This is a genomic window from Arcicella sp. GW822-FHT02H01 (assembly GCF_058802005.1).
In genome coordinates this window covers 57,117-80,756 of record NZ_JBXANT010000005.1, presented here as the reverse complement: position 1 = coordinate 80,756, position 23,640 = coordinate 57,117, and the positions used below count along the sequence as shown (strand labels likewise).

The 23,640-nt window shown below is 35.8% G+C and carries 22 protein-coding genes; 5 read left to right on the top strand and 17 right to left on the bottom strand.

Annotated elements, in window-relative coordinates; translation table 11 throughout:
- The first annotated feature begins 109 nt into the window (after positions 1–109).
- On the top strand, positions 110–232 hold the full coding sequence (locus AC1RNE_RS22755; RefSeq protein ID WP_492804449.1) for a hypothetical protein: 123 nt from the start codon (positions 110–112) through the stop codon (positions 230–232).
- Between the two features lie 34 nt (positions 233–266).
- Positions 267–626, top strand: coding sequence for a response regulator (locus AC1RNE_RS22750; RefSeq protein WP_492804448.1), 360 nt, complete (start codon positions 267–269; stop codon positions 624–626).
- Positions 627–674: 48 nt separating this feature from the next.
- On the opposite strand, the gene AC1RNE_RS22745 is transcribed toward AC1RNE_RS22750, so the two are convergent.
- From AC1RNE_RS22745 to AC1RNE_RS22725, 5 genes are all read right to left on the bottom strand, one after another.
- Complete coding sequence (locus AC1RNE_RS22745) at positions 675–2,315, bottom strand: alpha-L-rhamnosidase-related protein (protein WP_492804447.1); 1,641 nt, start codon at positions 2,313–2,315, stop codon at positions 675–677.
- 222 nt (positions 2,316–2,537) lie between these two features.
- Positions 2,538–3,551 carry a type II toxin-antitoxin system HipA family toxin gene (locus AC1RNE_RS22740; RefSeq protein WP_492804445.1) on the bottom strand — a complete coding sequence of 338 codons (1,014 nt, stop codon included), beginning with the start codon at positions 3,549–3,551 and terminating at the stop codon, positions 2,538–2,540.
- Complete coding sequence (locus AC1RNE_RS22735) at positions 3,544–3,867, bottom strand: HipA N-terminal domain-containing protein (protein ID WP_492804443.1); 324 nt, start codon at positions 3,865–3,867, stop codon at positions 3,544–3,546. Before AC1RNE_RS22735 ends, AC1RNE_RS22740 begins: the two co-directional genes overlap by 8 nt.
- On the bottom strand, positions 3,864–4,067 hold the full coding sequence (locus tag AC1RNE_RS22730) for a helix-turn-helix domain-containing protein (protein ID WP_492804441.1): 204 nt from the start codon (positions 4,065–4,067) through the stop codon (positions 3,864–3,866). Before AC1RNE_RS22730 ends, AC1RNE_RS22735 begins: the two co-directional genes overlap by 4 nt.
- Positions 4,068–4,475: 408 nt before the next feature.
- A complete protein-coding gene (locus AC1RNE_RS22725; protein WP_492804440.1) occupies positions 4,476–5,138 on the bottom strand; it encodes a DUF6766 family protein in 663 nt (220 codons plus the stop codon).
- Positions 5,139–5,260: 122 nt separating this feature from the next.
- Here AC1RNE_RS22725 and AC1RNE_RS22720 point away from each other — a divergent pair, with 122 nt between their 5' ends.
- Positions 5,261–6,109 (top strand): SDR family oxidoreductase, encoded by an 849-nt coding sequence (locus tag AC1RNE_RS22720; protein ID WP_492804439.1) that lies wholly within the window; start codon positions 5,261–5,263, stop codon positions 6,107–6,109.
- 33 nt (positions 6,110–6,142) lie between these two features.
- Positions 6,143–6,616, top strand: coding sequence for a CinA family protein (locus AC1RNE_RS22715; RefSeq protein WP_492804438.1), 474 nt, complete (start codon positions 6,143–6,145; stop codon positions 6,614–6,616).
- 119 nt (positions 6,617–6,735) lie between these two features.
- On the opposite strand, the gene AC1RNE_RS22710 is transcribed toward AC1RNE_RS22715, so the two are convergent.
- Together AC1RNE_RS22710 and AC1RNE_RS22705 are read right to left on the bottom strand one after the other, a co-directional pair.
- Positions 6,736–8,895 carry a catalase gene (locus AC1RNE_RS22710; protein WP_492804436.1) on the bottom strand — a complete coding sequence of 720 codons (2,160 nt, stop codon included), beginning with the start codon at positions 8,893–8,895 and terminating at the stop codon, positions 6,736–6,738.
- 170 nt (positions 8,896–9,065) lie between these two features.
- Positions 9,066–9,587, bottom strand: coding sequence for a YciE/YciF ferroxidase family protein (locus AC1RNE_RS22705; protein ID WP_492804435.1), 522 nt, complete (start codon positions 9,585–9,587; stop codon positions 9,066–9,068).
- A 445-nt stretch (positions 9,588–10,032) separates the two neighbouring features.
- Between AC1RNE_RS22705 and AC1RNE_RS22700 the strand changes: the two genes are divergently transcribed.
- Positions 10,033–10,905 (top strand): cation diffusion facilitator family transporter, encoded by an 873-nt coding sequence (locus AC1RNE_RS22700; RefSeq protein WP_492804433.1) that lies wholly within the window; start codon positions 10,033–10,035, stop codon positions 10,903–10,905.
- 56 nt (positions 10,906–10,961) lie between these two features.
- On the opposite strand, the gene AC1RNE_RS22695 is transcribed toward AC1RNE_RS22700, so the two are convergent.
- The 10 genes from AC1RNE_RS22695 to AC1RNE_RS22650 form a co-directional block, all read right to left on the bottom strand.
- Complete coding sequence (locus tag AC1RNE_RS22695; RefSeq protein ID WP_492804431.1) at positions 10,962–12,512, bottom strand: FAD-dependent oxidoreductase; 1,551 nt, start codon at positions 12,510–12,512, stop codon at positions 10,962–10,964.
- Positions 12,513–12,811: 299 nt separating this feature from the next.
- Entirely contained in the window at positions 12,812–14,074 is a 1,263-nt protein-coding gene (locus AC1RNE_RS22690) for a YeiH family protein (RefSeq protein ID WP_492804429.1), read from the bottom strand.
- An 89-nt stretch (positions 14,075–14,163) separates the two neighbouring features.
- Positions 14,164–15,591, bottom strand: a complete 1,428-nt coding sequence (locus AC1RNE_RS22685; RefSeq protein ID WP_492804427.1) for a phytoene desaturase family protein — start codon at positions 15,589–15,591, stop codon at positions 14,164–14,166.
- A complete protein-coding gene (locus AC1RNE_RS22680; protein ID WP_492804426.1) occupies positions 15,591–16,034 on the bottom strand; it encodes a hypothetical protein in 444 nt (147 codons plus the stop codon). Before AC1RNE_RS22680 ends, AC1RNE_RS22685 begins: the two co-directional genes overlap by 1 nt.
- A 36-nt stretch (positions 16,035–16,070) precedes the next feature.
- A complete protein-coding gene (gene soxC, locus AC1RNE_RS22675; protein ID WP_492804424.1) occupies positions 16,071–17,306 on the bottom strand; it encodes a sulfite dehydrogenase in 1,236 nt (411 codons plus the stop codon).
- A 2-nt stretch (positions 17,307–17,308) separates the two neighbouring features.
- Entirely contained in the window at positions 17,309–17,920 is a 612-nt protein-coding gene (locus tag AC1RNE_RS22670) for a c-type cytochrome (RefSeq protein WP_492804422.1), read from the bottom strand.
- A gap of 47 nt (positions 17,921–17,967) precedes the next feature.
- The gene (locus tag AC1RNE_RS22665; RefSeq protein WP_492804420.1) at positions 17,968–19,278 is read right to left on the bottom strand and encodes a hypothetical protein; all 1,311 of its coding nucleotides are present in this window, start codon (positions 19,276–19,278) and stop codon (positions 17,968–17,970) included.
- A gap of 85 nt (positions 19,279–19,363) precedes the next feature.
- Entirely contained in the window at positions 19,364–20,245 is an 882-nt protein-coding gene (locus AC1RNE_RS22660; protein ID WP_492804419.1) for a DUF1684 domain-containing protein, read from the bottom strand.
- Positions 20,246–20,325: 80 nt separating this feature from the next.
- Positions 20,326–22,071, bottom strand: coding sequence for a tetratricopeptide repeat protein (locus tag AC1RNE_RS22655; protein WP_492804417.1), 1,746 nt, complete (start codon positions 22,069–22,071; stop codon positions 20,326–20,328).
- A 65-nt stretch (positions 22,072–22,136) separates the two neighbouring features.
- Entirely contained in the window at positions 22,137–23,597 is a 1,461-nt protein-coding gene (locus AC1RNE_RS22650; RefSeq protein ID WP_492804415.1) for a RagB/SusD family nutrient uptake outer membrane protein, read from the bottom strand.
- Positions 23,598–23,640 lie beyond the last annotated feature (43 nt).

The window sequence follows — 23,640 nt, the reverse complement described above, 5'->3', positions numbered from 1 at the left end:
CTTTATCTAAGTAAGTCCCTAGTTGCTCTAATTTTTTTCATTGCTGCTGATGGTTTATGTTATTTAGTGTCATCATTAAATATATTTAACCTTTCAAACAGCAAAAACTATGAAAAATTCAAAACTAAATCTTGCAAAAAAAACTGTTTCTACCCTTAACAATAATCATTATTCAAATACCAATTTACATTTTAAGTCAGGAAGTACTACTATTACTATCGTGACAAGATGATAGAAAAATTACTCTTTTAAATTTTAATTACAGAATGGACAGCTACGGAATCCTATACGAAAATACTATTTTAGAAAACCAATTGATAGACTATCTTGACAGGATAACCTTCCTAAAAAGAGAATGGTCTGGTTCATTTGATAATGTAGAGAAATTCCTGCATGAAAAGCCTGTGGATTTATTATTTATTAGTGTTGAAAGTCCCCCTCAAGAGGCGATTGTATTATTAGAAAAATTAGCTTTTTCTAATAATACAATCGTTATTTCATCTCCGAAGGCCTTGCCAAATTTTGAAAAAACGTTAACGCCATGCATTATAGAATATATCATTCGTCCGCTAACTTTTGAATTAGTTGTTAGTGCCATCATGAAATATTCTATGAAATATGACTGATAATTATCTCAACCTCTAGTAATTAGAATCCTAAAATCATTCTCTTTTTCATTGTTGGAAGATTTTAGGGTATTTCCGAATGAAATAAACAGGCGTACAGCTCCAAGCATGACAATAGCTATTTACTAAATAGGCATTATATGGCGAAAGAAAATCGTCTTTAGGGTCATATACTTCCCAGAAAGTATCTGCTCCTCTTTTTACCATATCACCCCAATAGTCTGTTATTGCTGCTTTAGCTTCTTTATCCATCCCAACTTGAATCATTGCTTCTATGACATAATGATATAAATATGGAGCACCTGGTCTAACAACATTTTCCATTTTGGCTACTTGTTCTAAAGCTCTTTTGCCTTCTTCTTTTGAGGCAACACCACTTAAAACCATCCATGCCTGTGAAGAATAGGACACTTGTTTGTCTGTACCACTCACAAAAACACCTCTATCTACATCATATAAATTTTTATGAGAAGCTGCTGTCATTTTCTCAATCAATGCTGGTAGTTCCTTTACTTCTTGTTCTTTGCCAAGCATTTTGGCTAAGTCATAAGTATTTTTATAAGCCCAAATTACTACTCCTTGCAAGCTAGCTTGTTTATCTAACCCATTTCGCCAATCAAAAAATAACCACCATTCTTTACCTGCTTTTTGATAATCCATCATGCCATCCTCCCCGATGTATTTTTTAGGAATCTCAATTTGCTTCTTTACTGTCTTCCATAAATCTAATGCTGTTTGTTTATCGCCCGTAGCTTGTAAATATTCTTTTACAGCCACATTATAAATTAATGCATAATCAAACAATGGATTGATTTGTGGATGAAGAGTTGGTCGTTCGAAAACATTAGAAGGCACCACACCATTTTCATAACTTAGTCCTGCTAGAGTATATAAACAATGCTTGGTAAGATCATGATTTTTGAACGAGTAAATATTTGCCAATGACTCTAAATACAAATCTCCAATCCACAAACGGCGGTCTCTTTTTGGTCCATCCTCATACACAGTTTGCATACATTCTTTCAATGTATTTAGGCCTATCTGGTCTATTTGCTTAATGATTTCAGGTGTGCTACTAGCCAATGGAGCGGCTTTATGAGTAACAGAGGTAGTAGCTTTCACAAAAATATCCGAAACCTTAAAATCTGAATAGACAGAACTTCCTAACAACTCTATTTTTGCGTAACGAAATGCTAGTCTTCTTGGAATGGTAATTACTTTAGGAACTTCCGAGATAGTAATAATCTCATCTTGTAACCAAGCTCTGCTTAATCCCCCTTTGTACGGATCAAAAGGTTCTGTTACTTCTGCGGGTACTTCTCCAAAAGTAAATTTTAAACGAATAGGAGCATCAGCAGCTCTTCCAAAATCTTCAACCTTGAATGTGACAAAACCAGTGAGGTGTTCGCCAAAATCAAGGATAATACCAGTTTGCTTTTTAAACGATTTATTAAATAAAGAATCTGTTGTACCTGTTTTAACGATTTTCCACCCTTGAAAACTAGCAACATCTTTTTCAACTTTTACTACACTGATTGGGCGTTTGATTGTTTCGACTAATTTAGGCGTTGTTTTTTGGGCAACATCCAACCAATGTTTGCGTTCATTTTTGTAATAATCTTGTGCTTTTAGCGATGAACTCCCTAATAAAAGGATGGTAACAGATAACCAAAATGGAATAATTTTCATAGTTTTTATTGTTTATAAGAATCTTCAATAAAGGCAACCCTTTATTAGTAAAGATGTAAAATAAGCTAAAATCATCTTGGAATAAAACAAAAAATTTATATTTTATTCATATCATAGCGTACACGATTGTTACTATAATAAAAACCTCTACTTTAGATTTTTATATAACGATAAACACTATACGTAAATAACTTAAATATCTTGAAATTTAAAACAATACTACTAATTTTTAGTAGCTAGCAATCTATAATTCAAGCGCTTTAATTTATCAAAATATAAATTTGTATAAACTATTTTGCTTTCTTCGGAAAGAAACGAATGTTTAATGAGCTGATGAATAAGTGGATAATCTTTTTGAAAAAAAGCGATAATTTGCTTCGCTCTCTTTTCATTTATTCCAATTTTAATACTGAAATTCATGAAATCATCATACGTATAAAAGGCATTAGCTTTGAAAGACTCTGTCTCAAAATCATCCGAAAATAAACCGTCGGCTGTTGCCATATCATCATCATTCACGTGTAAACGAGTACAGAGCAAATCGTAAGCTGGAGCTAGAATCATATCTCCATTAAGGCTTTCTATTAATGAAAAATTCTTTAAGTGAGCATCCCCATTAGAAAACAGGTAATTAAATAACACTAAGCGAAAAAACTTTTCCATTTCAATTGAATAAGCCACTACATATTTTTTTATGAGTATCGCCATGTCTTCGTAACTACCCTCATATTTCATTGAGCTTCCGCCTTTAATACTTGATTTTCCTGCCAATGTGGCAAAATCTTCTACTATCAATTTTGTAGCATCTGAATGATAATCAAATCGTTTGGTCAGATACGCAGGTTGATTATCAGCAAAAAACATCATCGTATTTTCGGCTGTTCCTATTTTATAAACCTGTCTGGCTATTTGCATTGTCAGGTGTTCATTCGCAGGAATTTCATCAACTGCTTTAAAACGACTACTAGGAATGGGTTTTAAAATATACTCTCCATGCTCATTGACTTCAACCAATCGAAGTTTATTTTTGTCCAACAAGAGAGATACTTTTTCCTGAACTCCCGAAATAGAAATTCGTTGAATTTTAAAGGTACTTTCGGTAGGGTAATTTAAAGAAAATGGAAGATAATGACTTATTTTTCTACCATTAAAAAGGCGTCTTAACGCCAACGGAGAGAAGGATTTAAATCCTTCTTTGAGGGTAGAGGGGCAATATTTTAAATCTAAATTATTCATAAATAGGAATAACAGTTATAGCTCCTATCGTATCATATTGAGCGGTTGCCAATAATAATCCGAAAAAATCATTTTCATCAATCTTTAATAAACGACAAAGTGTTTCTTTGTTTGCTCCTTCGGGTAGCATATTATAGAAAACTGGAAAAAGAGCACGATGGTGATAAACTTGTTGGTTTTTGGGCATAGTCATACTTATAGGTCTGAACGTCGAATGTTGGAAGTAATCATCCTCATATCGAAATACAAAACCGTTTTTATCTTCTGCTAAAATTCCCGCAGGAGTTCCTTTGAAATAAACCTTTGCCTTTCTCATAATTTTACATTCAGTTGTAATTCCATGCCTAATACTTCTGCCAATTTTAGCAATGTTTCTAAAGATGGGTTTCCTTCTCCACGTTCAATTGATACAATTGTTCGTAAAGCAACGCCCGAGATTTCTGCTAAGTCTTCTTGGCGTATCTTCAATACTTTACGCCTGTTTTTTATTTGTTCTCCTAAAGTTTGCTTATCCATTTATGCATCATAATGCGTTTATTAGTATAAATATACAATATGTTTTTTGATTATCTATAAAATATGCGTTTTAATGCATATTATCAAAGAAGATTAAGTATGTAATCTATTCAAGATAACATACTGTTGAAACTACTAACCATTTGCTACAATTAAAAATAGCCAAGACTATACATAGGTTACATAAATAAAGAAGATAAATTTGATGTTCGTACTTGTAATTCATATAATAAGAAATATTGAGTCATATTGCCAAAATCAATGAAACGTATAAAGTAGAAGAAAATATTACGGTTATATCATTAAACAGATTTTTACAGGATATTTTACTCCAACTTTAATAAACATCAATCTCACCTTTTTTGATGTATAATTTTTGTTATGTTAAATAATATTTCTACCTCTTTATTATTTACCCGTCTTTTCATAAGGTGCATCTACAGGTTTAGACTCTGGTGAACCTTTTTGACGCAAATAAATACTCAAAAATACAATAGATAAAACCGCAAGAAATTCACTCTGCCAATTTTGGAATGATTCAAACCAAAAACGACTTCCTATAACATACTTTGAGAATGGAATAGCATCTTCGTGACTTAACAATTGCTGTTGTCTATACACTTCATAACTTCCATAAGCATGGAAGCAAAAAGAAATAGTAAATAATAAAACATACGCTATTGTAAGGGAATTTTGGTAGAACTTCAACCATATTCCTCCTTTCTTAACGGGCCAAGGAGCATTTGGATGAACTTTTGGCGCTTTATCTTCACTGTCTTCTCCTTCTAACGTTTTGGATTCCGCAGAACCTTTTTGTCGGAGGGAAATCGTAAATAATACGTAAACAATCATCTGGAAAAACTCGCTTTCCCAATTTTCAAAAGTGGCCGATAAAAAATGTCCTGTTTGAAGATAAGCTCCAAATGTTAAGCTATAGGCTCCATGTTCGTTTAATTCTTGATTATGTTCTTGCCATCCTGTAAGAGCCTGCCCTCCCCAAAAGAGCAAAAAACACCCCAGTAAGGCTAAAGATAGCCCATTGTTTCTCCAAAAAGAGTTATTTTTCTTCATCACTAGTGTTTATTATTTTATTGATAAGGTTAAAAAAGTATACCACTTATTCTTCACTATATTTTTTACTGGTATAATTTTTTCATACATATACTAAACCATAGTTATTAATACATCCTTATATGAAATCGCAAGCAACAACTAAAGACAATAATCCCGGAATCAATAATAAAAAAACTTCTGAAATGGTATTTATCAGAAATAATTATCGAGGGTCGGGTAAATTGACGAACAAAGTAGCCTTTATTACAGGGGGCGATAGTGGTATTGGTAGAGCCATTGCTATCCATTTTGCTAGAGAGGGTGCTAATATTGCTATTCTTTATCATCCTTCAGAAAACAAAGATGCCAATATCACCAAAGAACTTATTGAAGATGAAGGAAGGGAATGTTTCTTGATAGGTGGGGATTTATTAGACCCATCTACTCCAAGACGAGCTACCCAAGCAGTCATCAAACGTTTTAATAAATTAGATATATTAGTTAACAATGCGGGTATACAACATCCTCAAGAGGATTTTACTAAAGTAAAATCAAAAGATTGGGAAGAAACGTTTAAAATAAATGTCTTCGGGTCTTTCCACATGGTTCAAGAGGCCCTAAAGCATCTCAAAGAAGGTGGTTGTATTATTATCACCGCTTCTGTGGTGGCTTATCAAGGTAATGGACATTTGATTGACTATGCTTCAAGCAAAGGTGCTTTGATAAGTTTCACCAGATCGTTGTCGGCAAGTTTAGCACATAAAAATATTCGGGTAAATGCTGTTGCACCAGGGCCTATCTGGACGCCGTTGGTTGCTTCTACATTTCCAGATCAAAAGAAAGAAGACTTTGGGAAAGATACGCCCATGCAACGGGGAGGACAGCCTTGGGAAGTAGCTACAGCGTTTGTTTTTTTAGCGTCTGAAGATAGCTCTTATATTACTGGTCAAGTTATTCATCCTAATGGTGGAGTCATCATCAATACTTAAGTACAAAAGAATAATCATCTAAAACTAATTTATATGCCTTCTATCCTAGTAACAGAAAGTAGCAAACATTTAGTAGCACACCGCCTAACGATTGCTTTTGCTGAAAGTGCCACGGCAGGAAGAGCAGCTGCTGAGTTCTCGATGGTAGAGGATTCGGGTAAATTACTGAAAGGTGGATTAGTTTGCTATGATGCTTGTCTTAAAGAAACTATTTTGGGTGTACCAGCCGAAATGATTAAAGAATATACTCCCGAATCGGCTGAAGTAACCAAAGAGTTAGCTCACAGATTAAAATCCTTAATAGAGGCTGATGTTCTAGTAGCGATTACGGGGCTTACCAGTAGCGGCGGAAGTGAAACGCCCCAGAAACCCGTTGGTACGATGTTTATTCATCTGGTAACGAAAGACAAATCTATCGGCATTAAAGAAATATTTAAAGGTTCTCCTGAAGAAATTGTATTGCAAACTATAGACAGAGTTGCAAAACTTCTGTTGAGATACGTATAAACTAAGGGTTACTTTCATCTGATTTTCGTAAAAAGTAATTGAAAAAGGGCAAATTAATAGGTGTAGACTTAGCATAAAAAATAGGTAGAGGTTTTATTAGTTTTATAAACCAGCGCTATTTAAGCTGGTACTTTATCTTTCTTTTCTCGTTGCCAAAAACGATGTAGTGCAATAGCATTTATAAAATCACCAGCTAATGCTTCTATCGAATTGTTGATAAATACTCCTTCTAATATCTCAGACACATCCTTATAATTTTCAGGAATTTTTCTTCCAAAATAAGTAGCCTTTAATACTGGCAAGGCCGCAGAATCAGTCGCAATTGCTTTACAATGCTTAAAGGTTTCATTTAGAAAATGAATCGCATCAGCATCTGCTTCTAAATAGGCCACGCTATTGGAACCTCCGGGTACATATACTGCATCATATAGGACTGATGCAGCGGTTAGAAAGCTCTTATCTACTTTTATTTCTTGATCATTTTCTGTCATAACGACTCCTAATTTTGGTGCAATTATTTCTACTACAGCCCCTTGAGCTTGTAAAATGCTCTTCATTGTTTTAAGTGAGTTTTCACTGACTCCATCTGCTACAAGGATGGCTATCTTACGGGTGAGGATAGAATCCTTCACGGTAGATGCCATACTTAGAGCTGCTGATTTTTCCAATGAGCTCTTTACGATAACAGGCTGATACGAAGCCACATCGGCATCGGCAGGATAGCTCTGATTTAAAGGCGTCTCTAAAGCAGAAGGAATCGAGATTCCTAAATTGTAGGCTACTTTTGCAGCTAAACCTTTGTCTATATACCAAAGCATCTTGAGCATTCTTTTACGAATATATTCCGCTTTTACGTTTCCTAATTCGAAGCTCAAAGCATCTACAATATGATTTTTTTCATAATCAGACTGACTATTGAAAAAAAGCGTGGCTTGACTGAAATGGTCAAAAAAGCTTTGACTACGACCTCTAATCTTGTGAGCTTCAATGCGTTCATTATGGCTAGTAAAGCCTCCTTCACTCATTTTAGCTTGAAAAGGGCATCCGCTACTTATCGTGTTAGGGTCATAGCTTGTTTTGCCCTGATTAATTGTCTGCCTCATATGTCCATCTCGCTGATTATTATGCATCGGTGCAATTGGGCGATTAATAGGAATCTCATGAAAATTTGGACTTCCTAAGCGAGTAAGCTGGGTATCAGTATACGAAAACAAACGTCCTTGTAAAAGAGGATCATTCGTAAAGTCAATACCAGGCACAAGGTGCCCAGGGTGAAAAGCTACTTGTTCGGTTTCGGCAAAGAAGTTATCAGGGTTTCTATCCAACGTCATTTTACCAATTTTCATCACTGGCACCAATTCTTCAGGAATTATTTTGGTAGGATCTAGCAAATCAAACTCGAATTTATGTTCGTCTTCTTCAGGAACAATTTGAACACCAAATTCCCATTCGGGGAAATTGCCACTTTCAATTGCTTCCCATAAATCACGACGGTGAAAATCAGGGTCTTTTCCTGAAATCTTTTGCGCTTCATCCCAACTTACCGAATGAACTCCCAATAAAGGTTTCCAGTGAAATTTCACAAAGGATGCCTTACCTTGGTCATTGATAAATTTAAAGGTATGCACGCCAAACCCTTCAATCATGCGTAGGCTTCTAGGAAGGGCACGGTCGCTCATTACCCACATAATCATGTGCATACTTTCGGGTAATAATGAGATAAAGTCCCAGAAAGTATCATGTGCAGAAGCTGCCTGTGGAATTTCATTGTGTGGTTCAGGCTTAACAGCATGAATTAAATCAGGGAATTTGATAGCATCCTGAATAAAAAAAACAGGAACATTATTTCCTACCAAATCATAGTTTCCTTCTTCGGTATAGAATTTAACAGCAAACCCTCTGACATCACGTGCTAAATCGCTTGATCCACGAGAACCCGCAACGGTTGAAAAACGAACAAATACAGGCGTTTTTTGAGCAGGGTCTTGTAGGAACTTAGCTTTGGTATAAGGAGCCATGGATTCATAAACCTGAAAATATCCATGTGCTGCTTCTCCCCTTGCGTGAACAACTCGTTCTGGAATTCTTTCATGGTCAAAGTGAGTAATTTTCTCACGAAGTATAAAATCTTCCAACAAAGAAGGCCCACGTTCTCCAGCTTTCAGTGAGTTTTGGTTGTCATTAATTTTTAAACCCTGGTTGGTAGTCAGGAATTGATTATGACTATCTTCTTTATTGCTGTCAAGGTCAGCTTGTTTTTTATTAGTTGAGTTTTCCATTTTTTTATCTGATGAGATTTTTAGCGAATAAGACACTTATAAATACATGTATTATCAGCAGATTAATTAATGCTGGAGTGCTTACAACAGAACTCTCTTTGAGCATTGATAATATAATATACCAATGCTCAAAGAGAGTCTTGTTATTTTTTACTTCATTTGCAATTGGCTTATACCTCTTCTGCAGCCTCAATATTGATTGAACTTTCTGCAATGTTAGATAATGCGCTATCGGCTTCTTTTTCTTCTTCTAAGGTTTGGCTCAACAAATCCGCCGCCTCTTTTTCTCCTAGCGTATTAGCAAAAGCTACCAATGTGCCATAAGTGGCAATTTCGTAATGTTCTACTTTCTGACTTGCAGCAATAATACCTGCATCACGCACTACGCCTTCCTGCGTGCTTTCCATGATTTCCTCTGCTTCCTTAATCAACCCTTCTATGGCTTCGCATTTCTTGGTTTGTGCTTTTAATCCTAATACCTCAAATACTTTTTCCAAACGATCTACTTGGCCTTCAGTAACCGTGAGATGTTCTTGGATGGCGTCTACTAATTCCTGAGAAGTAGCTTTCTTAGCCATTTTTGGCAAAGCTTTTGTCAATGCTTTTTCAGCATAATAAATGTCTTTTAAGCTGTCTTCAAATAATTCGCTCAGGCCAGTAGCCACATCTGATTTTTTTTGTGTGTTTTTCATTTTTTCTCCAAATTAAGTTTGAATAGATTGCTTATAACACTAGATGCTAACGTTCAAGCATGTGTTTTTTTTTGATAAATAATAAAAAAAATATATACCACTTATTATTTACATTGTATAATGAGTAAGAAGCACCCCCAAACGGATTAGTTATGTATAGAATGTGGTATAACTACCTCATTTATTGTCAATTAATAATATTATTTTAAGCACTATACATAGCGACAAAAGCCTTTAATTTCCATAAAGACTTAGTAGATAGCTCTTTATCGAAAGCATCACTTATATTTTACAAGACTACTTTTACTTACATTTGTACATAACGACATAGCAATTAAGTATATCCAGTTTTTTGGATAAAGTAACTTCATAAATGGTTATACGATAACCTAGCCTAATCACTGGTATATAAATATTATATGTAACCTTAAAACCTTGGTAAAAAATGACAAATGAGCAGAAGGCAATAAGAACAACTTATTTTAGTATAATAGGAAATATAGCCTTGGCTACGATAAAGGGACTTGCTGGATTTTTTGGAAACTCATATGCACTCATAGCAGATGTGATTGAATCTACTGCAGATATTTTTTCTTCTATCTTAGTCTTATTTGGACTTAAATATGCCAACAGACCTCCTGACAAAAATCATCCTTATGGACACGGTCGAATAGAACCATTAATTACTTTTTTGGTAGTTGGCTTTTTAATAACCTCTGCCGTAATTATCGCTTATGAAAGTATACAAAATATAGGTACTCCTCACGAACTGCCAAAAGCGTGGACGTTCATAATTTTAGGAATAATAATTATTTGGAAGGAAATATCTTATCAAATAGTCATTAAGAAGAGTAAAGAAATGAATAGCTCTTCATTAAAAGCAGATGCTTGGCACCACCGAAGCGATGCAATCACTTCGGTTTCTGCATTCATTGGCATTTCTATTGCCTTGTATTTCGGCAAAGGTTTTGAATCAGCCGATGATTGGGTCGCCCTATTTGCGTCAGTATTTATATTATACAATAGTTATTTAATCTTTAGACCAGCATTGGGTGAAGTCATGGACGAGAACGTTTATGATGATTTAATCGCTGAAATCAGAATAGTTGCCCTAACTGTAAATGGCGTGGTTGGTACTGAAAAATGCTTTATCCGTAAAGCAGGAATGAAATACCATGTTGACTTACACGCCACAGTAGATGGAAACTTAACCGTCAAGCAGGGACACGACATTGCTCATCATCTAAAAGACACATTACAACAAAAATTGCCTCAGCTTGGACAAATTTTGATACATATTGAGCCTAATTATATATAGAGAAAGCTACGCATATCTCAGAATATGTCAACGATATCAATGCAAACGCTAGTTATTTATTGGTTATCTACAGGAAGAGCTTGAGTATAACGTTCCAAATCTTTTACGGCAGGTCCCGTTAATACTTCACCTTTACAATTATATCTAGCGCCATGACAGGGGCAATCCCAGCTTTTTTCCTCGTTGTTCCACCCTACTGTGCATCCTAGATGGGTACAGGTTGGATTTACCATGTATAAATGTCCTTTTTCATCACGATAAGCAGCAATGGTATTACCATCATAATTGATAATTTTTGCTTCATCATTCCCGATTTCGTCTAAGCCCTTTATTTTTTCTGCGGGCAAAATAGTTTTAAGTAGGTTCAATGTTACATCCGCACCTTCCTTTACTACATTACTAAAACTTGCTATCGGTTTTACTCTTGCTGGATTGAATAAATCTACATGTCGACTAGATTTTCCAGTAATCATTCCAGTAAGGATTTTAGCCGCTATATGGCTATACATCATTCCATTACCACCATAGCCCGTAGCAGTATATACGTGTTTTTTATAGCCAGGTAATATTCCAATATATGGTAGACCATCGGCAGGCTCAAAATATTGTGATGACCATTTATAGGAAATTCTTTCAATCGCAAAATTTTCACGCAAGTACTTCTCTAAATTCTCGAAACATTTTGCAGTATTTTCTTCATGACCCGTTTTATGATCTTCACCCCCAGCTATCATATATTTTTGTCCATCTATCTCTTGCGTACGGAAATAATGATAAGGATTGTATAAATCATATACTAGACCACTAGGATAATTTTCGTCTGAAAGTTTTACAGCCATAACGTAACTACGATATGGGGCAGACATGAAATGTAACACATTTGTACCGGGTGGGATATGAGTACAGTATATAAAATCTTTTGCTATAAAAGTTTTATCAAGAGACGTTTTGACAGTAACAGTTTTATCATTTTCTTCCAAATCTATGATACGACAGTCTTCTAAAATAATTCCTCCTGCTTTTGAAAAAATATCTGCCAAGTGGAATAAATATGTCAATGGATGAAAACTTGCTTGTCCTGAGAATTTTGCTGCTGATAAGAATTTAATGGGGACAGGTATATTTTCACAAGGTGACACCTCAACACCAACCTTTTTGCAAGATGCTATAATTTTTTGTAATTCTTCTTCTTGCTTTTCATCTTGTGCATATAAATAACCATCTTGTTCAATGTATTCGCAATTAATATTAAATTGGTTTACATTTTGTTTAATCAAAGCCAATGCGTTTGCTACCGCCTTTGCTACTTCTGTCGCTACCTCTTCATTAAAGTTTTTCGCTATTTGATAATAAGGTACATCTAAGAAAGTATTGATATGAGCCGTAGTACCTCCTGTCGTACCAAAACCAATGGTATGAGCTTCGGCAATCATTACATTTTTACCTGCAAGCTGAAGTAATAAACCTGTAACAATTCCAGTAATACCTGCACCAGCAATTACTACGTCATATTTGTTATTAGCACTAAGGTTATGATTATCTATTTGAACAATTGAAGGCTTAACAGTTGCCTGCCAAATACTGGTTCGTTGTCCGTCTCTTTCCATATACAAAATGTTTAAAAGAGATGTTTAAAAAACTATACCAGAAAGAATTGCCATTTAAAGTAGCTCATAAATTTCTTTTCTGTCCCATCGCTTCTAAATAGCGATACACTCCAACTGTTTAAAGAGCTTGGAGAGGCTTTTATAAATCAAGAAATTCATTAAGCAAATATTGAGCATTTTAGGAAATCATGGTAAAATTATCTTAACAATATAAATGAAAGTAAGAGATTATTTTATTATTTCGAGTTATATAGAGAAGCATAAAAAAACTTACTATTTATGCCTCTCTAACTAAACCCTTATTTGTTGAATAAAAAATAAGCAATTAATAATGTAATAAACACATTAAATAATTGAGCTATTAAGAAAGCATAGAGTGGCTTTTTGCCCTCTTCATTAAACAAATCTGAGAACTTTGTTTCTAGTCCAATGCTTGTAAATGCTAAGGCAAACCATAAGCCTTGCAAAGATTTGAATGTACCTTTTACTTGATCAAATGTTTCTGTTGAAATAAAAAATGAAAATAGCAACGAAGCAGCTATAAAGCCAATCACGAATTTTGGAAAACGTTCCCAAATAATTCCTATTGTAGGTTTGGATTCTTGGACTGTTTCAGATTGATTATTGGTATAAGTCCAATAAATAGAAATGGCAAAAGCTGCTAAACCTAATAATACATTTTGAGAAAACTTAACAATGGTACTAATTTTTAGGGCAGTTTCGCCCACTAATGTTCCCGAGGCGATAACGGCGCCTGTTGTATCAATGGTTCCTCCTAACCAAGCACCTGTTACTTCTTCAGATAAATGAAGAGCTTTGGCAATAAATGGCAAAAAGATAATCATTGGTATGGCCGTAATCAGCACGATAGAAATAACATAAGAAAGCTTCTTGGCATCTCCTTTTATAGCGCCAGCAGTAGCAATGGCCGCCGAGACACCACAAATAGAAACAGCACTTGATATGATAATGGCTAGCTCTTCGTCAATGCCCATTTTCTTGGAAATCCAGAAGGCAAAGTACCATACAGAAATAACAACTACCAAAGCTTGAATTAGACCTAAAGAACCTGCCTTTAGAATATCAGAAAAGATAACACTTGTTCCTAGAAGAACTAAGCCGATTTTTACGTAAAGTTCAGTAGAAAGAGAATCTTTAAGCCAAGCAGGTACAGTAAAAAAATTACTGATAAGTAATCCAATAGATAAACTAAAGATTACAGCTTCTAAATTCCAATTTTTAAGAAAAGAGTTCCCTGCCAATATCAAAGCTAATGTAGTTAACACAAACACGATAGGAAAGCCTTTTATAGTGGCACTAACATTTTTTCCTAGGGTTAGTGTCGATAAGATAGCAATGACATAAACCAATACGAAGACAAACAGAATATTAACTATGTTTGTTGGTATAAGTACTTTTTCAAACAGTTCAGTAGTATCTTTCCAACCAAAGGTTGGAGTAGGAATTTTTAGCCCTAGCAGGACTAAACCAATAATTAGAAAGCCGTAGAGAACGACTGTCCAATCTTCGGTAAGTGAAAATTTTGTTTCTTTAGTTGACATAATATATAATTGGAGATTGATTGATTTGCCCTTATTTTTATTAATTTGTGTTCTTCCTTCAGGAAAAAGAATCTGCGTAGTGATGGTGATTATTTCTCAAATATATCTTTCCAAGCCCTTTCAGAAGCATGAAAACCACACATCCCATGCACACCACCACCTGGAGGTGTTGAGGATGAACAGATATATAACCCTTTTTCTGATGTCCTATACGGAGAATATCTGAGAGCTGGCCGAGTAAATAATTGTGTGATATCAATAATTCCTCCATTGATGTCACCACCGATATAGTTAGGGTTATATTCCTCTAGTTGTGCGGTATTGAAAGTATGCCTTGCCAAAATTCTTTCTCTAAAACCTGGGGCAAATCGCTCTACCTGTTTTTCAATAGCTTCTGTCATGTCTTTCGTCGAACCGTTGGGTACATGACAATAACCCCATACAGCATGTTTTCCTGCTGGAGCACGCGAATCATCGAAAACACTTTGCTGAGCCAATAATACAAATGGTTTTTCAGGATGTTTACCTTCAGATGTTGCTAGTTCGGCAGAGGCAATCTCTGCAAGGGTATTACCAAGATGCAACGTCCCTGCTTCTCTAGCTTTGCTTGATGTAAAAGGTACAACGCCATCTAATGCCCAATCTACCTTAAAAACGCCCATTCCATAGCGGTATCTTTCAAGTTGCCATTTGTAGATAGTTGAAAAACGATGCCCTGCAATTTGTAGTAATTGTCTAGGAGTAATATCAAATAATATTGCTTTTGATGATGGTAATTGCTCAAGTGATTTTACGTGAAAACCTGTTTCAATTTTTCCTCCAATGGAAACAAAATAGGAAGCTAAAGCATTTGCCAAAGACTGCGAACCTCCTTTGGGAATTGGCCATCCTTTGGCATGTGCAGAGGCCATCAAGACTAAACCAATGGCTGAGGTGGCCAAGTTGTTTAGTGGCTGAATAGCATGTGCTGCCATTCCTGCCCACAATGCTTTTGCTTCTAACGATTCAAATCTCTTTGCCAGTAATGTTGCAGGTAAAAATGCTTTTAGTCCAAATTGTGCAAAATTGATTGGGCGGTTCGGAAAATGTAAAGGTGCTAATAAATCATCAAGCAGACTTTCCCAATGTTTCGTAATAGGCTCAATGAGGTTTAAATAATTTTTTCTGTCGGCTCCTAAGTATACTGCTGTTTCTAAAATAGAATTCGTCAGGATTGCTGACGTACCATCGTCTAATGGATGTGCTGCTACAAGGCGTGGATGAATATACGTTAAACCATGTTCTTGCAAAGGCAAAGTATTAAAAAATGGCGAAGCCGCAGCCAAAGGATGAATGGCTGAACAAATATCATGTTGAAAACCGGGTAAGGTAAGTTCAGCAGTACGCAGACCACCACCAATAGTGTTTTTTGCTTCTAGTATTAATACTGAAAGACCTTTTTGCTGTAAGTTTATGGCTGCTGCTAATCCGTTAGGGCCTGAGCCTATCACAATAGCATCAAAATCTGTTTTTGACATTATTTATCTAAATTTTCTTTTCCGACCTGAATGTCCCAATGGGCATCCAAAATCTCAAAACGTCTTGATTCTTCCTTTTTAAAGGTAGTTTGGTCTGGATACAGAGCCTTTTTATAAGGTTCCGTAAGGTTTGGATCAAATGCCGCTTGTACGTTCTTAAAAACTAATGTTACACGATAATCCCAACGACCATCTTCTGTGCCATGCTGCAAAGTTTTTTCGAGTTTTATACTTAATAAATCACCTTTTTCAATTGCTTTTTTAAGTAATGGGTAGTGATTTTTCTTGTACAATTCCAAAAACTCTTGTTGATGCCCCCATTTTACTTTATAATAACCTTCGATGGTAAAAGACTCATCTTTTGAAGATGCAGATTGTGCAAAATTGGGAAAACTGGTTATTAGTAACAATACTAATAATGCCGTAATATTTATTTTTTTCATGATGATTCAAAGGATTTAAGATTTGATAGATTATTTTTAGCGGAATGATTCTGGTTTAAATAAAACCCTTCCATCTTTTTTAATTTGCCACGCTGTTATGGGATTCAAGTGGTAACCACCCATATCGCTTCCTCGTGCTTCTACTAGTTGCTTCAAAGTAGGTTGCGTATAGCCTGTTTCGTCAGTGACTCTGCTTAATAGCTCGGTTTCTTCGCCTTTCCATTGCCATAAGTGCCTAAACTGCACATGGGCTTTATCCAAAATAGGCTCATTTAGTTGGGCTATTTGCCAGTTTTTCCCTGCATCTGTACTTACTTCTACCTTGACTACTTTTCCTCTCCCTGACCATGCCAACCCTCTAATGTCAATCCAACCTTTTTCAACATGCTGTGGAAAAGAAGGGAAAGTAATAATAGAACGGGCGTCAATATCAAAACTGAACATTCTAATTTTTCCATCTTTAATCCCTTCAGTATACTTAGATGTTTCTTCCCGTGTCATATAAGGTTGGTCAGATAATTCTAATCTTCTCAACCATTTTACACTGGTGTTTCCTTCCCAACCGGGAAGAAATAGCCTGATAGGAAAACCCTGTTCTGGTCGAATGGCTTCACCGTTCTGTGCATAAGCAATGATTGCATCGTCCCAACCTTTTTGTACGGGAATACTTCTAGTCATGACGGCGGCATCGCCACCTTCTGCTAAAAACCACGTTGCATTAGGTTTTACACCGACTTCTCTGAAAATGGTAGAAAGTTTTACGCCTGTCCATTCGCTCTGACTTGTTAAGCCACAAATTTCTTGTGGGCTCATTTCTTCTTTACCAGTTCTGAAATTACCTGAGCATTCAATAAAAGCAATTCTTGACACAGCAGGGAATCGCTTTAAATCAGCTACTTTTAAAATTAATGGTTTTTCAACTAAACCATGTATCAATAATTCATGTGTATTGGGGTCAATGGCAGGAACACCTGCATGATGGCGTTCAAAATGTAAATCTGAAGGAGTAATCATACCATAAAAATCTTGAAGAGGCGACCTTGATGAAATATCAGAAGGCTTTTTGATAGATTTTACAAAAGGTGACCTCGTTCCGATTTCTCCTGCTAAGTTACCTACCTGTTTGGTTGGATCTTCAACAATTGCCTTTTGAATGGTTTTACCACTGGCAGATTGAACGATAGCCACTGCAATGGTGGCAGCACCACCCAAAAGCGTTCTTCTTGATATTTTTTTTTGGCTATTTTGAGTAATCTCAATAATTTTTTCCATGTTTATTTTATTTCAGCTCCTCCTTTTCTATCATCTGGTACATACAATTTTTGTGCAGGCATAATCACTTTAGGTAATGTTTGCGCATTGATTACATACTTTTCATCAATGATTTCATTAGCATTCAGTAAGTAAGCTGTTAAATGATATACCTCTTCGTTTGTCAAAGAACCAGGGGCATTAAAAGGCATTGCTCTTCGTACATAGTCAAAAACTGTCGTAGCGTATGGCCAGTAATTTCCAATGGTTTTTTCTTTCTTTTTATCAGCAGGATTTTTGTTTGTCACCAAAGAACCATTGATGCCTCCAATGCCTCCAACACCATGACAAGCCACACATTTTGTTTCAAAAATCACTTTGCCTTTACTAACTAATCCAACTCCAGCAGGTAATCCTTTTCCGTCTGGTCGAACGTCAATATCTATTCGTTCTATTTCAGCTTTAGTGGGAGTCCGCCCCCAACCAAAATGCTGTGGTGTTTCACTAGAATCTTTTTTGCTTTGATATACTAAAGAGCTACTTTCTGTTGAATGATTAGAAGATTGAAAAGCACTTAGTGCAATACCAAAACCTATCAAAGTCAGTAGTTTATATCTGTAATAATGGATTGCCATTGTTGAAATTTATAATGATTTTGAAATAAAAAGTAATATAATTTAATTTAAAAAAGTCGCACTTTTTTCTCAACCAAAGGATAGTGCTTTTCAATTTTTTGAAGGATTACAAAAAGCGAATCTCCACCTTCATTGATACCTTTTAAAATAAATTGTTTGTTATCAATATGCTTATATTTTAAAAGTATCTTTTTGGTAGTATCTGCTCTATTCCATAATGTAAGACTTTGTTTGAGCGAATCTATTTCATAGCCATAATACAATCGACCTACGTTGCCATAATACTCTGTCGTTCTGGCTTTATTGTCGGTATTTAGTTGTGTTTGACTACCCACTTTGATACTGAAAGTATTGAATTTTTCAAAAACTACATTTTGCCAGCGAGTAGTATCAGTGCTTGAATAAGGAATAATATTGTTATTAATTTTAAATGCTGAAACATCATAGAATCCTGCAAACTCCTTAACACCGTCAGTTAAAGGCAATTTAAAGGTCTTATCTGACGCATAAACTCTGCCGTATTCAAAGCCTCGATACACCAAAAAGATTAGAATAAACCCCCACTTTAGTACTAGTCGAATATTATTTTGCCATTGTTTCAAGAAATCAGGTGAAACAAAAGCAGGAATGTTAGACGGTTTATGTAAGATGAGTAAGTCCCAGAAGGGCTTTACATCTTTAACCAATAATAGAATAGCCAATGTTAAAATATGCAAGCTCGTAAGTTCAACGCCTGCATCATAACCAATATTCACAAACCAAATTGGGAGAAGAATTGCCACCATCATTAAGGCTCCAAGGGTAGTAGTTCTTCTAAAAAGAACTAATATGGTAGCAGTTAACTCAAATACGCCTGCAAATACTTCAAAGAATGGCGAAACACCAGTAGTCAACCAATAAAGTTTTCCAGGTGTAAATTCGCCTAAATTGGTATTCAATTGACTAATTGTCGGGAAAGGCATTTGTACAGGAAATACTTTGGCAATAGCAAACCATGACATTCTTAAAGCTAAGCCATAGCGAACAATTACAAAAAACCAATAAGATAATTGGTCGTAATTCTTGCGTTTTTTATCGAAAAAGTACCAGATTGTCCCAAAAATGATACTTACTAACAAAGTGATGAGCCAACCTACATAATTTTTACCATCAGCATTATTGAAAAACCACGGATTGTTCTGACTAGCTACATCTATGATTCTAAATGGATGCGATTTTGTCTGAAAACTTTCGCTGTAGTCTTTTAAATAAAAACTAGGGTAAAATGGAATAGCAGTAATGATTACAAAAAGAAAGAAACCACGAAAAATGATGGATTCATAAGGCTTTTTGTAGATATTCTCTGTTTTTGGAGACATAATAATGAATTTTGGCTTTTCTGGTTAGGAATAAAAAGCGTATTGGTAATTAAATGTCCAATACGCTTTAAGGTTTTTAATAACATTAATGATTTCCATATCGTTTTTCGCCTGCCGTAATGGCTACGGCCAACTTGTTTTCTTGGGTAGGTAAAGGACAAGTGGCATAAGGCGTAAAAGCACATGGAGGATTATAAGATTTGTTGAAATCGATATACGTATAGCCATCTGCATCTGGGCCAGGTACATCCAAGAACCTGCCACCACCATAACTATCATGCTTATTGGTTAAATCTCCGAATACAAAATGTAATCTTTCTTTTGTTCCTACAGCATCAAGGTTATATTCTTTTCTATCCACTGAAAAAACTAATTTTCCCGGAGATTCTTGCTCATAAGTACGCCCAGTTATGTCCGTAATTTTAAGTTTTTTACCGACTGAAGGAATAAACTTAGCCTTGATACGCCAAGACTCCGTAATAGGAAAAGTCTCAATGCTTTTAAATCCTTTCAGATAAGGACTTTCTAAGTCCCTTAAGCGAATAGCATATTTATCTCCTCTTTGAATAATGAACCATCTTAAAGATTTATGCTTTAAAACAGTGGGTTTACCAGCATAAGGAAATAGTGCTACTTGATTGACCAACTGGTCTTCAAGATAAACAGCGCCATTTTTTGTTGATTCAAACGACACTTTTCCATCCTTCAAAATAATTTTCCCAAGTGTTGCATCGCTATGCTCAGTAGGAAAAACAATGGAATTTTTGGCATCACCACCAATAGTATTTACGCCTTCTTGCAACCAAATCAGGCCTGCAAGATTTAGCCAACCGTCTTCTTTTTTAAGGTCTTCAATACGTTTTTGATGCCAACTTTTAATATCCTCTTGATAAGGAGTATCTGCTTTAAAAGCAACTATCAGGATTGATAGCAACATAAATACGAGAGATTTAACTGGTTTTTGCATGGTATTAAAGGATTGATAATTTTTAGTTGATTGATTAATGCGATTCAAAAAAACGTATTGATGATGAGTGTTTGTTGTTCTTAAAGTGGAAATAGCGATTTGTCTCCAAATTCTATTACCTCTGCTAGGCGTTTAGCATTTTCATTTGCTTTGGTGGTATCGCCTTTCTTAGTATAAACTTTGTATAAACCCCAATAGGCATTGGCGGTATTAGGATGGCGCTTTAATAATTCTTGATAAGCTTCAATGGCTTGGGGAAAATTACCAGCTTTCAAATGTGCTTCGGCCAAACTGATTAATACTGGTCGGGCATAAGTAGGCGGTTCGCTATAGCCTAAATCCTCTTCCTTTTCTTGGGCTTTTTGTAAGATGGCAATTGCCTCTTTGTGTTTGTTTTCAGCACTTTTAATAACCCCTTGGAATTCTAAAGAAGCGACATTCAAATCTGCTAAGCGTTTGGTAGAAATAGCATCTTTAGTGCTGTGTTGATTGCTATTTCGCCAAAGCAACGCATCCAATGCATCTGCATAATGTTTGGCATCGCTGATTTTATTGTTTTTAGCAGCATCCATGCCTAGGGCAAAAAAGGAAAGGCCTTCTTTATAGGCAATGGCTTTTTGAGTAAAGAGACTATCTTTATCTACTTGTATAGTAGCGAGTCGGTCGGCTGCTTTTTTATAGAAACCAAAACAAAGCTCCATTTTAGCAGGTGCAATCACCCCTTGATAAAAGAAACGCCCTTCATATTTACGTTTTCTTTCCTTCGTGGCAGGCATATTTTTTAGCTTTTCAGCATAGTATAAAGCCGTTGAATAGCGTCCGTCTTCAGCACAGTTTGAAAGTAAGTAATTGATATTATGGATATAATTCCAAGTATCTACTTCTGGCATATTGAATTGCTTCATATAGGCAGAATCTACTTTTACGGCTGTTACAAATGCATTGAAAGCCTTTTTATAATCGCCCAATTTATAATATACGTGCCCTGGCATGTGCACCATGTGTCCAGAATTATTGGCCAACTTTGGTAATTTTTCCGTGCTTTCAAGTGCTTGTTCTGGACAGCAATTTTCTTTTAAATGAATCCAATAATGATGAGCTGCCGCATTGTCAGGATGAGTTCTTAAAATATCTTTAAGGAGGTATTCAGCATATAACTGTCCTTCGCGAGGCACCATTTTTGAATCATATCCGCCCATTTTACTCAAAGCCAAAAACAGTTTGGTATCCAAATCATCAGGATATTTATCAATGATGTATTCTAGTTTTTTCTGATAGACGGCTTTGCCTCCATCAGCTTCCGAATCTCTTGCTAAAATTGCTTCTGCATAACTGCGTTCTCTTTCACTTGCTTTGTTTTTCAACTGTTTTAATTTTTGCAAAGCAAGTTTTTGATCGTATTTGAATTCATCTCCTTCAATGGCACCAATCGCACTGTACAAACCATAGTAAGGCATAATGGCCGTTGAATCATAGCGAATAGCTTCTTTAAAAGCTCGGTAGGCTTCAAAATCCCAAAAGCAATGCAAGAGGGCAATGCCTTGGTTAAAGAATTCCTGTGTTTTATTAGCTTGCGTCGTAATCTTGAAATCTACCTTCCCGATACCTTGCAAAAGCTGAGCAGGGGGTAGGTTGGGAACATAGGCCGTTTCTTTGCGGTAATCTAAAATATGTTCGAGGTGACTATGGCTATCGTGACTTTCGCCATCATGCACTTCATGTTGTGTACTATTATGCTGAGCATGTCCAGCAGTGTCCGACTGACGAACTCGCTGGGCGGTCATTTCAAAGCTTATCAAGCATAATAATAATAGAAAGTACTTCATTGATTTAGGATGTTATAAAGCTCAAGCAGTCAAGTAAAACTTGCCTACTTGAGCCAGTAATAAGCTTATTCTAATAATAATTTGTTCGTTACAATTTCTACATTTGGCAAAGGAAAAATATAGTTAGCTTGTGACGGTTCAACAGCAGGAGCACTCAATGAACTGCTTGATTTAGCGGGTAATGGCAACAAATTGCGAAGCAAGTCGTTCGAGCGGAAACCTTCACCCAATAACTCAATACGTCTTTCTTTTAAAATAGTATTTACCAAAGCTGTTTGTGTACCTACACTACTTTCTGGAAAAATATACGTAGCATCCGAACGATTACGTACTGCTTTCAATAATTCAATCGATTTTACTAAATCTCCTGTACGAGCCGCCGCTTCTGAATAATTCAGTAATACCTCAGAATAACGAATGATTGGGAGATAGTCTAAGAAAGGAGAAGGTTTATTGTATTTAGTTAGGAATTGAACCCCAGAAGCAGTACGAGCAAACGTTCTTCTCAAATCAGTAGATTTCCATTCTGTTTCACCCCAAATACCACTTGGATTCAAGTTATATTCTGAGTTGGCATTAAACACATAAGGGAAAGACGTTTGCCCCGTTACATTATCCAAATCTGTCATCGGCACAGAAAGGATAGACTCTGTACTGGTATAATTGGTCGTGAAAATTTCTACAATATTTTGTAGTTTATGGTTTACACCTGTAGCAGCCGAGAAAGGAGCCGATGTTGACACAATCTTTTTAGCCTCTTCAATCACCTTTGCATAATTACCAGCATTAAGATATACCCTTGTTTTTAAGGCAATAGCCGTATTTTTATGCGCTCTCGTGGTATTCAGCAAACCCGAAGCATAATTTGTAGGTAAGTCAGCTTCAGCTTCACTCAAATCTTTGATGATTTGCGTATATACCTCTGCGACAGTGCTTCTTTTTAAGTCATTGTTTGCAGTATTTGTTTCTGCCTGTAAACGCAAAGGCAACCCTGGCGACGCTCCGTTGTTTTCATTATAGGGACGAGCATACAATGTTACTAGACTAAAATAGCTTAATGCTCTTAAAAACTTAGCTTCTGCGATGTATTGTTTAGTAAGTGTCGCACTTACTTTATTAGGGTTATCTGTCAAACCCTTAATAACAATATTAGCATTGTTGATAGCGCCATATCCTGCTGCCCAAAAACCCGCTACAAAGTTTGAACCCGAATTAAGGGTTTGATTCCAAGCTTCATAAGCTGTAAATGTATTGCTAGTACGGTTGATGAATTCTTCTCCACGAGCTTCCGTATAGGTATAATAATTCCCTCCGTAATAATTTCCATTCTTTACCGCTTTGTAAATACCATTGACTAAGCCTAAAATTCTTTCAGGCGTATCAAAGGCATTTGTTCCAGAAATAGAAGTAGCAGGCGTTGGATTTAGGTATTCTTGATCATTACAAGCAGTTGTTCCTAATACCAATGATAAACAAAAGATGCCGCTAATACGAGAAATATATGTGTGTTTTGTGAATGTTTTCATATTTAATACTATTTATGGATAGCCATTTTAGGCTAACGCTTTC

Bases quoted from the DNA above. Each gene is read 5' to 3' on its own strand.
- AC1RNE_RS22755 (WP_492804449.1), top strand. From the start codon at position 110: ATGAAAAATTCAAAACTAAATCTTGCAAAAAAAACTGTTTCTACCCTT.
- AC1RNE_RS22750 (WP_492804448.1), top strand. From the start codon at position 267: ATGGACAGCTACGGAATCCTATACGAAAATACTATTTTAGAAAACCAA.
- AC1RNE_RS22745 (WP_492804447.1), bottom strand. From the start codon at position 2,315: ATGAAAATTATTCCATTTTGGTTATCTGTTACCATCCTTTTATTAGGG.
- AC1RNE_RS22740 (WP_492804445.1), bottom strand. From the start codon at position 3,551: ATGAATAATTTAGATTTAAAATATTGCCCCTCTACCCTCAAAGAAGGA.
- AC1RNE_RS22735 (WP_492804443.1), bottom strand. From the start codon at position 3,867: ATGAGAAAGGCAAAGGTTTATTTCAAAGGAACTCCTGCGGGAATTTTA.
- AC1RNE_RS22730 (WP_492804441.1), bottom strand. From the start codon at position 4,067: ATGGATAAGCAAACTTTAGGAGAACAAATAAAAAACAGGCGTAAAGTA.
- AC1RNE_RS22725 (WP_492804440.1), bottom strand. From the start codon at position 5,138: ATGAAGAAAAATAACTCTTTTTGGAGAAACAATGGGCTATCTTTAGCC.
- AC1RNE_RS22720 (WP_492804439.1), top strand. From the start codon at position 5,261: ATGAAATCGCAAGCAACAACTAAAGACAATAATCCCGGAATCAATAAT.
- AC1RNE_RS22715 (WP_492804438.1), top strand. From the start codon at position 6,143: ATGCCTTCTATCCTAGTAACAGAAAGTAGCAAACATTTAGTAGCACAC.
- AC1RNE_RS22710 (WP_492804436.1), bottom strand. From the start codon at position 8,895: ATGGAAAACTCAACTAATAAAAAACAAGCTGACCTTGACAGCAATAAA.
- AC1RNE_RS22705 (WP_492804435.1), bottom strand. From the start codon at position 9,587: ATGAAAAACACACAAAAAAAATCAGATGTGGCTACTGGCCTGAGCGAA.
- AC1RNE_RS22700 (WP_492804433.1), top strand. From the start codon at position 10,033: ATGACAAATGAGCAGAAGGCAATAAGAACAACTTATTTTAGTATAATA.
- AC1RNE_RS22695 (WP_492804431.1), bottom strand. From the start codon at position 12,512: ATGGAAAGAGACGGACAACGAACCAGTATTTGGCAGGCAACTGTTAAG.
- AC1RNE_RS22690 (WP_492804429.1), bottom strand. From the start codon at position 14,074: ATGTCAACTAAAGAAACAAAATTTTCACTTACCGAAGATTGGACAGTC.
- AC1RNE_RS22685 (WP_492804427.1), bottom strand. From the start codon at position 15,591: ATGTCAAAAACAGATTTTGATGCTATTGTGATAGGCTCAGGCCCTAAC.
- AC1RNE_RS22680 (WP_492804426.1), bottom strand. From the start codon at position 16,034: ATGAAAAAAATAAATATTACGGCATTATTAGTATTGTTACTAATAACC.
- soxC (WP_492804424.1), bottom strand. From the start codon at position 17,306: ATGGAAAAAATTATTGAGATTACTCAAAATAGCCAAAAAAAAATATCA.
- AC1RNE_RS22670 (WP_492804422.1), bottom strand. From the start codon at position 17,920: ATGGCAATCCATTATTACAGATATAAACTACTGACTTTGATAGGTTTT.
- AC1RNE_RS22665 (WP_492804420.1), bottom strand. From the start codon at position 19,278: ATGTCTCCAAAAACAGAGAATATCTACAAAAAGCCTTATGAATCCATC.
- AC1RNE_RS22660 (WP_492804419.1), bottom strand. From the start codon at position 20,245: ATGCAAAAACCAGTTAAATCTCTCGTATTTATGTTGCTATCAATCCTG.
- AC1RNE_RS22655 (WP_492804417.1), bottom strand. From the start codon at position 22,071: ATGAAGTACTTTCTATTATTATTATGCTTGATAAGCTTTGAAATGACC.
- AC1RNE_RS22650 (WP_492804415.1), bottom strand. From the start codon at position 23,597: ATGAAAACATTCACAAAACACACATATATTTCTCGTATTAGCGGCATC.